General features: G+C 71.2%; 11 protein-coding genes. 6 read left to right on the plus strand and 5 right to left on the minus strand.

The genetic code is table 11. The features are described 5' to 3' along the window. The first annotated feature begins 185 nt into the window (after positions 1 to 185). Both OG966_RS37970 and OG966_RS37975 read left to right on the plus strand, forming a co-directional pair. Entirely contained in the window at positions 186 to 950 is a 765-nt protein-coding gene (locus OG966_RS37970) for a thioesterase II family protein (RefSeq protein WP_326654654.1), read from the plus strand. Further along, a complete protein-coding gene (locus OG966_RS37975) occupies positions 947 to 1,966 on the plus strand; it encodes a 3-oxoacyl-ACP synthase III family protein (protein WP_326654656.1) in 1,020 nt (339 codons plus the stop codon). The genes OG966_RS37970 and OG966_RS37975 overlap by 4 nt, the downstream gene beginning before the upstream one ends. 108 nt (positions 1,967 to 2,074) lie before the next feature. Here OG966_RS37975 and OG966_RS37980 read toward each other — a convergent pair whose 3' ends face one another. Both OG966_RS37980 and OG966_RS37985 read right to left on the minus strand, forming a co-directional pair. After that, complete coding sequence (locus tag OG966_RS37980) at positions 2,075 to 3,088, minus strand: AfsR/SARP family transcriptional regulator (RefSeq protein ID WP_326654657.1); 1,014 nt, start codon at positions 3,086 to 3,088, stop codon at positions 2,075 to 2,077. Next, the gene (locus tag OG966_RS37985) at positions 3,085 to 3,816 is read right to left on the minus strand and encodes a thioesterase II family protein (protein WP_326654658.1); all 732 of its coding nucleotides are present in this window, start codon (positions 3,814 to 3,816) and stop codon (positions 3,085 to 3,087) included. The genes OG966_RS37980 and OG966_RS37985 overlap by 4 nt, the downstream gene beginning before the upstream one ends. 258 nt (positions 3,817 to 4,074) lie before the next feature. On the opposite strand from OG966_RS37985, the gene OG966_RS37990 reads away from it, so the two are divergent. The 4 genes from OG966_RS37990 to uvrA all read left to right on the plus strand — a co-directional run bounded on the left by OG966_RS37990 (position 4,075) and on the right by uvrA (position 8,672). After that, positions 4,075 to 4,896, plus strand: coding sequence for an AfsR/SARP family transcriptional regulator (locus OG966_RS37990; protein WP_326654659.1), 822 nt, complete (start codon positions 4,075 to 4,077; stop codon positions 4,894 to 4,896). 182 nt (positions 4,897 to 5,078) lie between these two features. Further along, positions 5,079 to 5,840 carry a thioesterase II family protein gene (locus OG966_RS37995; protein ID WP_326654660.1) on the plus strand — a complete coding sequence of 254 codons (762 nt, stop codon included), beginning with the start codon at positions 5,079 to 5,081 and terminating at the stop codon, positions 5,838 to 5,840. A gap of 62 nt (positions 5,841 to 5,902) precedes the next feature. Beyond that, positions 5,903 to 6,091 (plus strand): hypothetical protein, encoded by a 189-nt coding sequence (locus OG966_RS38000; RefSeq protein WP_326654661.1) that lies wholly within the window; start codon positions 5,903 to 5,905, stop codon positions 6,089 to 6,091. 112 nt (positions 6,092 to 6,203) lie between these two features. After that, the gene (gene uvrA / locus OG966_RS38005; protein WP_326654662.1) at positions 6,204 to 8,672 is read left to right on the plus strand and encodes an excinuclease ABC subunit UvrA; all 2,469 of its coding nucleotides are present in this window, start codon (positions 6,204 to 6,206) and stop codon (positions 8,670 to 8,672) included. A gap of 129 nt (positions 8,673 to 8,801) precedes the next feature. Here the strand turns inward: uvrA and OG966_RS38010 are convergent, their stop codons facing one another. From OG966_RS38010 to OG966_RS38025, 3 genes are all read right to left on the minus strand, one after another. Beyond that, positions 8,802 to 9,365 (minus strand): type 1 glutamine amidotransferase domain-containing protein, encoded by a 564-nt coding sequence (locus OG966_RS38010; protein WP_326654663.1) that lies wholly within the window; start codon positions 9,363 to 9,365, stop codon positions 8,802 to 8,804. A gap of 855 nt (positions 9,366 to 10,220) precedes the next feature. Then, entirely contained in the window at positions 10,221 to 11,066 is an 846-nt protein-coding gene (locus OG966_RS38020; RefSeq protein WP_326654664.1) for an aldo/keto reductase, read from the minus strand. 102 nt (positions 11,067 to 11,168) lie between these two features. Then, the gene (locus tag OG966_RS38025; protein ID WP_326654665.1) at positions 11,169 to 12,356 is read right to left on the minus strand and encodes an MFS transporter; all 1,188 of its coding nucleotides are present in this window, start codon (positions 12,354 to 12,356) and stop codon (positions 11,169 to 11,171) included. Between the last annotated feature and the right edge of the window lie 226 nt (positions 12,357 to 12,582).

A 12,582-nucleotide genomic window follows, 5' to 3' on the forward strand; every position in this document is an offset into this window, starting at 1 on the left:
AGACAGGCCCCAGGTACCGGCCCGGCCCGGCCTAGGGGGGTGTTAGGGGAAGCCGGGATCGGCGCCGGATCCGCACTGTGGGCTCAAGGCCTCACTCGGAAAGGGCCGGGGCGTGTCCGGCAGGTCCCGCCCGGCGCGCTCCGGGCGTGAGGGCACTGCTGCCGGTGAACGCCCTAGGAGAACTGATGACGCCCAATCCCGGCGACAGCCCCTGGTTCAGGAACTACGGTCCGGCTCCCGACGCGTGCGTACGTCTTGTCTGCCTGCCGCACGCCGGAGGCTCGGCCAGCTTCTACTTCCCTCTCGCTCGTGCTCTCTCGCCGAAGATCGAGGTGCTGGCCGTCCAGTACCCCGGCCGGCAGGACCGGCACGCCGAGCCGTGCGTCCAGAACATCGAGGACATGGCGGACCGGATCGCCGAGGCACTGGGGCCGTGGACGGACCGTCCGTACGCGCTGTTCGGGCACAGCATGGGTGCCATGGTCGGGTTCGAGGTGGCGCGCCGGATGGAGGCCTCGGGCGAGGGGCCCCTCGAGCTGTTCGTCTCGGGCCGCCAGGCCCCTTCGCGGGACCGGGGCGAGCAGTGGCACCCCAGGACCGACGAGGAGGTCGTCGCCGAGATCAGGGCGCTGGAAGGCACCGGCGAGAGTCTTCTCGACGACCCGGAGGTGCTGCGCATGATCCTCCCCGCGCTGCGCGCCGACTACGGGGCCGTGCAGCGATACCGCTACCGGCCGGGCCCCGCGCTGGAATGCCCCGTCACCGCGATCACCGGCGACCGTGACCCCAAGGCCACGGTCGACGCGGTCCGTGCCTGGCAGGACCACACCCTGGGCGGCTTTTGCCTGCGGGTCCTGCCCGGCGGCCACTTCTACCTGGTCGGCGAGCAGGACGAGGTGCTGCGTACGGTACGCGACCGGCTGGCCGGGACTCCGGTGGCCGCGCGATGACGGTCTACTCGCCGGCCGTGGGCGGCATCGGGATCCTGGGCACCGGGTCGTACCTGCCCGAACAGGTCATGTCCAACGAGGTGGTCGGGGCCCGCGCCGGGGTGAGCGCCGAGTGGATCGAGCGCAAGACCGGCATCGTCGAACGGCGCTACGCGGCCGGTCACGAGGCGGCGTCCGACCTCGCAGTGGAGGCCGCCGTCCGGGCACTGGACGACTCCGGCACCGACGCGGCCGACATCGCCTGGATCGTCGTCGCCACATCCACCCCCGACCATCCCCAGCCGGCCACTGCCGCGTTCGTCCAGCACCGGCTGGGCGCGCACGGTGCGGCCGCGTTCGACGTGAACGCCGTGTGCAGCGGTTTCATCGCTGCGCTGCACACCGGAGCCAGGCTGCTGGCCGCGCCCGGGAGTGATGGCGGACGGCGCCGCGCTCTGGTCATCGGCAGCGAGGTCTACTCCCGCATCATCGACCCGGCCGATCGCAGGACGGCGCCGCTGTTCGGCGACGGGGCCGGGGCCGTGGTGCTCGGTTCCGTCACCGAGGGACGCGGGCTGGTGGGCACCGCCATGCGCACCGACGGGCATCTGCACGCGCTGATCGGTGTGACGGCGGGCGGCAGCAGGAAGCCCGCCTCGGCCAAGACCGTCGACCGCGGCGACCACTTCTTCCGTATGCAGGGGCGGGAGGTGCGGGACTTCGTCGTCCGGGAACTGCCGGACGTGGTGGCGGGCACGCTCGCCGCTTTCGGGGTACCGGCGGACGAGGTCGACCACTTCGTACCGCACCAGGCCAACGGGGAGATGCTCCGCGGCGTGGTCGGCGCGCTCGGGCTTACCTCGGCGCGGACGCATCTGCCGGTGGACCGGCACGGCAACACCGGCGCCGCCTCGATTCCCCTGGCGCTCGACCACGCGTGCCGTCAGGGTGCCGTGGCCGATGACGAGACGGTACTGCTGGCCGGGTTCGGCGGCGGGATGACGACGGGGGCGGTCCTGCTGCGCTGGGGGCGCTGAGCCGGTCATGGCGCCGACAGGACGTCCTGTCGGTCCTTTCGGCCGCGCGTCGCAGCTATTTCGCCGCTATTTCGCCGCTATTTCGCGGCGGGTTCGCGGCGGGGCTGGTCACGGTGTGCCGGGCAGGCCCGCCACCAGGGCGTCGAAGCGCCGTGCCAGCGCCTGCTGTTCGCCCGTGAGTTCCACGATCCGCCGTTGCAGCCTGGCGATCTCGCCGCTCAGGCCAGGTGGGGGAGGGGGCGTCAGCTCGAGGGGCGGAGGGGACAGCGCGGCCAGGCCGGGGTGGTGGTTCAAGATCGCCTCCATCCGTCCGCGCAGCGCCGGGCCGGGCTCGACGCCGATGGCCTTGACCAGGCGGTGGCGCGCCCTTTCGTAGACGCCCAGCGCCTCGGCCTGCCGGCCGCACCGGTAGAGGGCGACCATCAGCAGGTCGTAGAACCGCTCGTGCAGCGGGTGATCGGCAGTCAGTTTCTCCAGCTCGCCGGTGATCTCGCCGTGCTGCGCGCTGCGCAGACTCGCCTCGTAGAGCGTCTCCAGCGTGGTCAGCCGGTTCTCCTCCAGGCGGTCGGCCTCCGCCGTGCAGAGCGGTCCGTATCTGCTGTCCTGGAGCGCGGGGCCGCGCCACAGGGACAGGGCCCGGCGCAGCAGTTCGGTGGCGTGACCGGGGTCCGTGGCGATCGCCGCGCGCCCCTGCGCGGACAGCCGGTGGAAGTGCTGCACGTCCGTGGTGGCCGGGCCCAGGCTCAGCAGATAGCCCGACGGCCAGGTGGTGATCCACTCGTGGTCCGGCGCGCAGGGTCCGCCCCTGGAGGGCAGCAGCTTGCGCAACCGTCCCACATGGGCCTGGAGCGCGTTCGCGGCGTTCGACGGGGTCTGCTCGCCCCACAGTTCCTCGATGAGCCGGTCGGTGGAGATCATCTGATCGGCCAGTACGACGAAGATGGAGAGCAGGGCACGCTGCTTGGAGCCGGGCGGCACGATGTGCGCACCGCGGTGGCCGTCGTGTATCTCCACCGGGCCCAGGAGGCGGAACTCCGTCTTTCCGTCGCTCTCGTCCTTCGTGTCCCTCGCGTCGTACCCGGCAGCGGCCGGGGCCGCCGGGCCGACGCCGGTGACGGTCACCGCGGCACCGCGTGCCGGGACACGGCGAGGGCAGAGCGGATGTCCTGGGTGATTCGGCCGGTCAGCGGGGCGGGGTCGGGCTGGAAGTAGAAGTGTCCGCCATCGAACAGGTGCATACCCAGGAACCGTTCGGTGCGCTCTGCCCAGCCGGCGAGGCGCTCGGGCTCCGCCACCGTGTCCCGGGTGCCTCCGAAGACCGACAGCGGTACGGGCAGCGGTGCCGGGTCGGGCGCGGGGCGCCAGTTCTCCACGAGCCGCAGGTCGGTGCGGATGGCGGGCTCGAACAGCTCCCACAGCTCGGGGTCGTCGAGTACGAACGAGGGAGTGCCGCCCATCACGGCCAGTTCGCGGCGCAGGCCGGCGTCGGACAGCAGATGGCGTCGGGAGCCGTCGCCGCCGGGGCGGGGCGTGCCGCGTGCCGACAGGCCGAGCCAGAAGGGCGGCGTGCGGCCCTGCGCGAGCAGCCGACGGGTGAGTTCGTACGCGACGAGGCCGCCCATGCTGTGGCCGAACAGGGCGTAGGGGCCGTTCAGTTCGGGACCGAGCTCGTCGAGGAAGTGGTCCACCAGCTCGTCGGCGTCCCCGATGGGCGGCCGGTCGGCCAGCATCCCGCGGCCGGGGGCGTCCACCAGCCGTAGCTCCCAGTCGGCCGGGAAGCGGCCGGGCCAGTCGCGGTACAGCAGATGGGAACCACCGGCGTGGTGGAACACGAACAGGCGCACTTCCATAGTCACTCCGTCGACGGTCGGTTCAGTCGGATTCCGGACAGTAACGCGTGTCGCACGGCTCCGACTGGTATTGCGAGCCCGGCTCAAGCGTTCGCACAAGCGTTCTTGAGTAGGTGTCCCGGCTTGCGGAAGCCCGCAATTGGAAGCTCACTCGACCGCCGCTCGAGAACTCGCGGGCGGTGGTGCCGGGGCGGTTAGCGTGCAGAGCGCCGACGGCTATCAGCCATCGACGGAACTCGACAAGGTACGGAGGAAACCGTGGAGATTCAGGTTCTTGGCCCGTTGAGTGCCGACGTAAAAGGGGTATCGATCGTTCCGACCGCGGGCAAGCCACGGCAGATTCTTGCCTTGCTCGCCTTCTATCCGGGCCGGGTCATGCCCGTGCCCACCCTCATGGAGGAGATATGGGGCACCAACCTGCCCCAGAGCGCCATGACTACGCTGCAGACCTACATCCTGCAGCTGCGCCGACGTCTGGGCACCGCGATGGGTCCGGACGCGCCCGGCACGGCGAAGGAGGTCCTCGTCACCCGGCACGGCGGCTACCTGCTGCAGATTCCGCCGGAGAGCGTCGACGTGTACCACTACGAGAAGCTGGTGGCCGCGGGCCAGAGCGCCTTCGACGAAGCCGAGGACGAGAAGGCCGCGGGACTGTTCCGCGACGCGCTCGCCAAGTGGAACGGCTCCGCGCTCGTGGACGTACGGGTCGGGCCGATCCTGGAGATCGAGGTCATGCGGCTGGAGGAGAGCCGGCTCGGCACGGTGGAGCGGCGCATCGACGCCGAACTCCGTCTGGGCAGGCACACCGAACTGCTCGCCGAGCTCACCGAACTGATAGCCCGTCACCCGCAGCACGAGGGGCTCCACTCCCAGGCGATGGTGGCGCTCTACCGGTCGGGCCGCCAGGCCACGGCGCTGGACGTCTACCGCAAGCTGAGGGCGCGGCTGATCGAGGAGCTGGGCGTCGAGCCCTCGCCGCAGTTGCAGCGGCTGCACCAGGCGATGCTCGCGGTCGACCCGGCGCTGGACGTCATGTGCGGACCGCGCCGTACCTCCACCTTCGACCTGTACGCGGCCTGAGGCCTGCCGCCGGGCCGCCGGGCCGACAGGTCTGCGCGTCGCCCGGCGCGTGCGCGGCGTGCGCTCTTCGAGCGGATCTCGAGGCGTGTCGCCGACGCTCAGGACCCGTGCACCTGTGCGGTCATTACGTGTGTACCTGTGCACCTCTGCGGCCGTGCACCTGTCGAGGAAGGACGCCAGCGATGTCCGAAGACCAGCCGGTGCGGATCCACTGCTTCGCGCATGCCGGAGCGGGAGTCTCTTCCTTCTACAGCTGGACGGAGTCGCTGGGCCCGGACGTCCGGGCCCAGCCGATGCTGCTGCCCGGCAGGGAAGGCAGGCGCGGCGAGCCCCGGGTGACCGGCCGTGAGGCGCTGCTGGCCGACCTGGCGGGGCTGTTCGCCGATCCGGAGCCCGGACCGTACGTGCTGTACGGGCACAGCCTGGGCGCCATGATCGCCTACACGTTGACCCGTGCGCTGCACGAGGCCGGACTGCCCGGCCCCGCTCTCCTCGCCGTGGGTGCCTGTCCGCCGCCCGACGCCGCCTCCGGTCTTTCCGACGCCTGCGCGGCGCCGGACGAAGAGCTTCTGCGTCTGCTCGAGGAGGTGGACGGTGTGCCCGAGGGGGCTGCCCCCGGCGGCTTCTGGTACCGGGCCGTCATGCCGGTTCTCCGCGACGACCTCGCCCTGGCCAGCTCCCTGCGGACCGCAGCCCGTAAGCCGGTGGTCGGCGGGCCGCTGTCCGTGCCGCTGCTGGTGGTGTCCGGCGCGGACGACCCGCTGGCGCAGCCCGAGACCATGGCGGGCTGGCGGCGCTGGACCGAAGGACGGGTGGTCACCCGCACTGTGCCCGGCGGTCACTTCTTCGTACGCGACCGTGAACTGCCCCGGCTGCTCGGACGGGCCTGCCGTGTCGTACGGCGCGCCACAGCAGGCCTGGTGCCGGCCGGCGTACAGACCTGATCACCAGGCGGACGGCGGACCTGACACGGACCGCACTGCCACCGCAGAAGGAGGGCCCCTGCGTGGACCGGATCGAACTCACCGAACTGACCGCCCTGCTGTGTGAATGCGCGGTCCAAGCCGAGGGGCTCGGCCTGGACGGCGACGTCCTGGACGCCCGGTTCCTCGATCCGGTCGACGACGCGCCCGCGCTGTTTCGGGCCGTCGGTATCGGCGAGCGCGGCACCGGGCGCGACGACGGCCCGGGATAGACCTAGGCCGTGTATCGAAAATGGATCCGGGACACTCAGGACGCTCGTGTGAGCGAGGCCCGGTGACGGCGCCTGTCGCGCGGTTCCCGGCGCGATCAGGTAATCAGGAACGGTGAACAAGGACGCGACCGACCCCTTCGTGCATGTCCGGGGCGCCAGTGAGAACAACCTGCGGAACATCGATGTCGACGTTCCGCGGGACGCGATGGTCGCCTTCACCGGCGTCTCCGGTTCGGGCAAGTCCTCGCTCGCCTTCGGCACGCTCTACGCGGAGGCCCAGCGGCGCTACTTCGAGTCCGTAGCACCGTACGCCCGAAGGCTGTTGCAACAGGTCGGCGCACCACACGTGCAGGAAATCACCGGACTGCCACCGGCCGTGGCCCTGCAGCAGCGACGCGGGTCGCCCAGCTCGCGCTCGACGGTCGGCACCATCACCACACTGTCCAATCTGCTGCGCATGCTGTACTCCCGCGCCGGCACCTATCCGCCCCGGGCCGCACGGCTGGAAGCCGAGTCGTTCTCACCCAACACCGCGGCCGGCGCCTGCCCGAAGTGCCACGGACTGGGCGTCGTGCACGACGTCGCCGAGGACCTGCTCGTCCCGGACCCCTCGCTGAGCATCCGCGAGGGGGCGATCGCCGCCTGGCCGGGCGCCTGGCAGGGCGCCAACCTGCGCAGTGTCGTGAACGGCCTGGGTATCGACATCGACCGACCGTGGCGCAGGCTCAGGAAGAAGGACCGGGACTGGCTGCTGTACACGGACGAGCAGCCCTCCGTGTACATCGAGCCGGAGGAGGACCGCGTCGACTACGGCTACCAGGGCAAGTTCTGGAGCGCCCGCAAGCACGTCATGCACGTCCTCGCCGACTCCAAGAGCGAGAAGATGCGCGAACGGGCGCTCCGGTTCGTCAGGAGTGTGCCCTGCCCCGAGTGTCACGGCAGCGGACTGCGGCCCGAGGCGCTCGCCGTGACCTTCGCCGGACGTTCCATCGCCGAGATCAACGCGATGCCGCTGACCGAGGTCGTGGCGCTGCTGCGGCCCGTCGCGGGGCGGTCCGAGGCCGACGCCACCACGTCGACCGCCCGATCCGGGGAGACGACCGAGGTCGCGGTCCGGATTTGCGGCGATCTGGTCGCACGGGTCGACGTACTGCTCGACCTGGGCCTCGGATATCTCAGCCTCGGGCGCCGCTCGACGACCCTGTCGCCCGGCGAGGCGCAGCGCCTGCGGATCGCCACCCAGCTGCGCTCGGGGTTGTTCGGCGTCGTCTACGTCCTTGACGAACCCTCCGCGGGCCTGCACCCGGCTGACGCGGAACCGTTGCTGGACGTGCTGGACCGCCTCAAGGCGGCGGGCAACTCGCTGTTCGTCGTGGAGCACGACATGGACGTCGTACGGCGGGCGGACTGGGTGGTCGACATCGGCCCCGGCGCGGGCGAGGGCGGCGGACGCGTGCTGTACAGCGGCCCGGTCGCCGGTCTTGAGCGGGTCGGGGAGTCGGCCACGAGCCAGTACCTGTTCGGGCGCGCCCAGCCGCTCGATCACCGCCCGCGCACACCGCACGGCTGGCTGCACCTGACCGGCGTCTCCCGCCACAATCTGCACGACGTGTCCGTCGACGTACCGCTCTGCGTACTGACGGCGGTGACGGGCGTGTCCGGTTCCGGAAAGTCGACGCTGGTGACGCAGGTGCTCGCCGAGGTCGTACGCGGCCACCTCGGACTCGTACCCGAGGAGCCCGACGAGGCGCAGCTGGAGGTCGACGTCCAGGACGCGTCGGGGGTCGAGTCGTTCGACCGGCTGGTCCGGGTCGACCAACGGCCCATCGGGCGAACTCCCCGGTCCAACCTGGCCACGTACACGGGGATGTTCGACGCGGTGCGCAAGCTGTACGCGGCGACGGACGAGGCCAGGGCACGCGGCTACCCGGCCGGGCGGTTCTCCTTCAACGTGCCCGAAGGACGGTGCGAGACCTGCCAGGGGGAAGGATTCGTCGCGGTGGAACTGCTGTTCCTGCCCGGCACCTACGCGCCGTGCCCGACCTGCCAGGGCGCCCGGTACAACGCCGAAACGCTGGAAGTCACCTACCGCGGCAAGAACATCACGGAAGTGCTGGCGCTGTCCGTCGACGCCGCCGCCAAGTTCCTGTCCGCCGTCCCGGCCGCCTCCCGCAGTCTGGAGACATTGCGCGAGGTGGGACTGGGATACCTGCGGCTGGGCCAGCCCGCGACGGAGCTCAGCGGTGGTGAGGCGCAACGCATCAAACTGGCCACCGAACTGCAGCGAGCCCGCCGCGGGCACGCGCTCTACCTGCTCGACGAGCCGACGGCGGGGCTGCACCCCTCGGACATCGCGCTGCTGCTGCGACAGCTGCACCGGCTCGTCGACGCCGGCAACACGGTCGTCCTCGTCGAGCACGACCTGGACACGGTCGCCACCGCCGACTGGGTCATCGACCTCGGGCCGGGCGGCGGCGACGCGGGCGGGCGGGTGATCGCGGCGGGCCCGCCGGCCAAGGTCGCGAGGGCCCGCCGCAGCGCCACCGCGCCCTATCTCGCGGCCCGGCTCGCGCGCTCATGACGACGGCGCGAGGGGCTGAGCGTCGGTCAGCCGGGTTCGGGGCGCAGGGTCGCGCGCGTCGTCATGCCGCGTTCCAGCTTGTGGCGGATATCGCTCGCGAGGTGCCCCGTCTGGGCCCATTCCGCCGGGTCAGCTGGGCATGGGGTGGTGCGCCCGGGCGAACTGTTCCACGACGGCGGCGCAGAAGGCAGGCAGGTCGGCCGGGCTGCGGCTGGTGACCAGCTGCCCGTCGACGACCACCTCCTGGTCGACGACCTCCGCGCCAGCGTTGCGCAGGTCGCTGCGGATGCTGGGCCAGGACGTCAGGCGGCGGCCGCGCACGGCGTCGGCTTCCGCCAGGGTCCACGGGCCGTGGCAGATCGATGCGACCGGTTTCCCGCTGGCCATGAAGTCCTTGACGAACTGCACCGCGTCGCGGTCCATGCGCAGCTGGTCAGGGTTCATAGTGCCGCCGGGCAGGAGCAGGGCGTGGTAGTCGTCGACGGAGGCGTCGGCGACCAGGCGGTCCACGGGAAAGGTTCCGGCCGCGTTGAGGTCGAACTGGCGGGCCTGGATCTCGCCGGGGTGGAGCGAGACGATCTCGGTCTTCGCGCCTGCGCCCTGCAGCGCACCGCGCGGTTGGTCGAGTTCCACGCGCTCGACGCCGTCGGTGGCCAGAATCCCCACCAGCATCCCCCGGAGTTCCTGTGTCATGGTACGGCTCCCTTCACGAGTCGCTGGTTGTGATGTGAGCGGTAGGGACACCCGGCAGGGCCTCTGCCCGCATCCCTTTTCCGGACCGGGGACTGCGAGGCCCGGCCGAAGGCGCCCTGAGCGCATGTCTGCGCGTGGTCAGTGAAAGCTGCCGTCCGAGTGAGGACGACCTTCGTCCAGCCGTCGTCGCGGGCGTCGAAGTATTGGTATCCGTGTATCCGTCTGCTGCCTCGTTCGATATGAGTTCGTGAGAGACGATCCAGGACGGCTCGGCCTTCCCGGCCTTGACCAGGCCGCCAGGCCAGCTCGGTGGCGTGCCAGACGTGGGGAAGATGGATGTCGGAGAGCATCACGTAGTCGATCCGCCGCTCCCTGGCTTCTTCCGGCAACACCAGGCAGTTGTGGTCGCCGCAGGTAACGCGCAGCGGTTCGGCCCGCCCGCCTTTGTAGGGACCCACGGCGTCGTTCGCTCCCGCCCGCGCCGACATCGGCTGTTACCCGGTCGAGATTCGCAGAGCCCCCTGCTGAGCGCCTCCGCACCCCAGGCCGAAAAGGGGCACCCCCTCTTCCCCTGGCAGAGCAGCATGAAGTGCGCAGGCATTCGTCGGCCAGCCGTGCGGCCGTCCGTCCGTCCCTCCGCAGGAGGCTGCACGACGTTGCAATGCCTCGAATGAGAATTGCTGACCGGACGACACGACCAGCTGCGGGGAGCGGGACTGTATTGGGCACCCAGCCGAGACTGGATCAAGACCGGTCACGGCGCGTCGGCCGGTCAGAAGAGGCGGCCGAATTGGCAGGGACCTGCGGACGTGAACCAGCGTGAGCGTGCGGGGGCGCGCCATCCTGTCAACTCCTTCAGAGCATCTCCAGGGGCGTGGGCCCGCTGGGCGGCGGGAACGCCTCGTCGAGGGCGTCGAGCGTCTCGGTAGGAAGGTGGAGGTCCACCGCGCCGCGGTTCTCCCGAACGTGGTCGGGTGATCCGGAACGCGGGATCACGGCCGCCCCCTGTTCCAGCAGCCAGGCGAGTGCCACCTGGGCCGGCGTGGCTCCGAGGGCCCGGGCCACGGCACCCAAAGCCTCGACCTTCAGTAGCCGCCCCTGCTCGATCGGGGAGTAGGCCATGACCGTCACCCCGGCCTCGCGGCACCAGGGGAGCAGATCCCACTCGACGCCGCGCCGGGAGAGGTTGTACAGCACCTGGTCGACGGCCACGGCGTCGCCGCCGGGGAGGGCGGTCAGCTCGACCATGTCGGCGACGTTCAGATTGCTCACACCCCAGTAACGGATCTTCCCCGCCTCCATCAGGTCGGTGAATCCCGCAAGGGTCTCCTCGAGTGGCCACCGTCCCCGCCAGTGCAGCAGGTAGAGGTCCAGCCGTTCCGCACGGAGCCGCCGCAGGCTGCCCTCGCAGGCGGCGACGGTGCCCTTCCGGTCGGCGTGGCCGGGCAGCACCTTGCTGACGAGGAAGACCTCCTCCCGGTGTCCCCGGAGGGCCTCCCCGACGAGCTCCTCGGCTGCGCCGTCGCCGTACATCTCCGCCGTGTCGACGACGGTCATGCCCAGGTCCACGCCCAGCCGCAGCGCGGCGATCTCCTGTTCACGCCGGGCCGGTTCCTCGCCCAGGTACCAGGTGCCCTGCCCGAGCGCCGCGACCTCCTCACCGGAGGGGAGCGCGATTGTTCTGGTCGATTCCGCAGACATCTCGGGCCTCCCGTCTGCCGCGGATCCGTGTCACGCGCGCCCGTAACGAGTGCCCAGGTCCGCGCCTCTCAGACAACCGGTGTCGCAGGCGCCGCAGGGAGGTCAGGAGGGGCGAGCGGACTGCGTCGAGAGCGTGCCGGGACCGGGTGCGCAGTCGCGCAACGCGCCGGCGACCGACACAACGGCGCCACAGGAGAGGACCGCCGCGAAGCCGATCATCGCGGTCTGCACGGCGAAATGCCGCAGGGCGATGCTGAACAGGACGGAGGGCAGGCCCATTCCCAGGTACGCGACGACGAAGAACACGGCGAGGACCCCCGCGCGTGAGGCGGGCTCGGCCACTGAAACGGCACGTTCGACGCCTCCCTTGAACAGCAGCCCGGAGCCGGCTCCCGACAGGGACACGGCGACCAGGTAGAGCCAGAGCGCCGGGTGGTAGAGGGCGACGGCGCACAGGACCAAGCCGACCGGGAATACCACTGCCCCCACGGTCAGGGCCCGGGGCAGTGGGAGGCGGCCCAGCACCAGCTGGGCGACCGCCGCGGAACCGAACATGAGGAAGGCCGCCAAAGCGACCACGAGGTGCGAGTCGGTGTGCAGGGTGCCGTGGAGCACGCTCGCCCCGAGGGAGGAGATCAGGCCGAGGATCGCGAAGGCGAAGGCGCCCAGCGCGCCGGCCGCGCCGAAGGTCCGCCCGCCGCCGGGGCGCAGGACGAACCTGCTGGGCGGTTCGGCCGCGGGCAGCTCCAGGTCCACGGTCTCCGGGGTGGACAGCACCAGCGCCAGGCACACTGCCATGGCGAGCGTGAAGATCGCCTGGGCGGTGATCAGGGGCGCGGGAAGCCACTCCGCGGCGGCTCCGGCGACCAGGGGCCCTGAGGCCAGGCCGCCGAGGTTGGCGGCGGTGGCCACGATGCCGGGCAGCACCGAACCCGCCCGTTCCGGACGGGCCTCGTGGTGGAGGTCGTGCAGGTACGTCGTCGCGGTCGAGGCCATCAGCCCCAGTCCGACGCCGTTCAGTATCCTGCCCGCGATCAGCCCCGGCAGGTCCCGCCACGCGATCAGTACGACCGACGCGACGATGCCGACCAGCAGCGCCGGGACGATGACGCGCCGTCGGCCGAGCCGGTCCGACAGGTGTCCCAGTCCGAGGAAGGCGGCCGCTGCGCCCACAACCATCGACGCGTACGCCACCGTGACCGTGGTCGCGCCGAAGTGGTCCCGGGCCTCGTACAGCGGCCACAGCGGGGTGGGCGCGGTGCCGAAGGCCATCAGCACGGTGAAGGCCACCGCCACGAACCAAAAGCCGGTCGTGTGCGAGGCACGGCGCCGGGCGGGGACGCGGGGCGGCAGGTCGGCGGGAGCGGGTGCTGGGATCGGATGGGTCGGGTCGTCGGGAGCGTCGGCTGTGGGACGGCTCAGCGGCGTCGGAACGGCAGGCAGGCGTACCCCTCCTCGGGCGGAAGCGGATGGCGCTTTCCATCCTCCTCACCAGCCGGGATCAGTGCCAACGAAT

This window comes from Streptomyces sp. NBC_01750 (assembly GCF_035918095.1).
Lineage (GTDB): Bacteria > Actinomycetota > Actinomycetes > Streptomycetales > Streptomycetaceae > Streptomyces.

Bases quoted from the DNA above. Each gene is read 5' to 3' on its own strand.
- OG966_RS37970 (WP_326654654.1), top strand. From the start codon at position 186: ATGACGCCCAATCCCGGCGACAGCCCCTGGTTCAGGAACTACGGTCCG.
- OG966_RS37975 (WP_326654656.1), top strand. From the start codon at position 947: ATGACGGTCTACTCGCCGGCCGTGGGCGGCATCGGGATCCTGGGCACC.
- OG966_RS37985 (WP_326654658.1), bottom strand. From the start codon at position 3,816: ATGGAAGTGCGCCTGTTCGTGTTCCACCACGCCGGTGGTTCCCATCTG.
- OG966_RS37995 (WP_326654660.1), top strand. From the start codon at position 5,079: ATGTCCGAAGACCAGCCGGTGCGGATCCACTGCTTCGCGCATGCCGGA.
- OG966_RS38010 (WP_326654663.1), bottom strand. From the start codon at position 9,365: ATGACACAGGAACTCCGGGGGATGCTGGTGGGGATTCTGGCCACCGAC.
- OG966_RS38020 (WP_326654664.1), bottom strand. From the start codon at position 11,066: ATGTCTGCGGAATCGACCAGAACAATCGCGCTCCCCTCCGGTGAGGAG.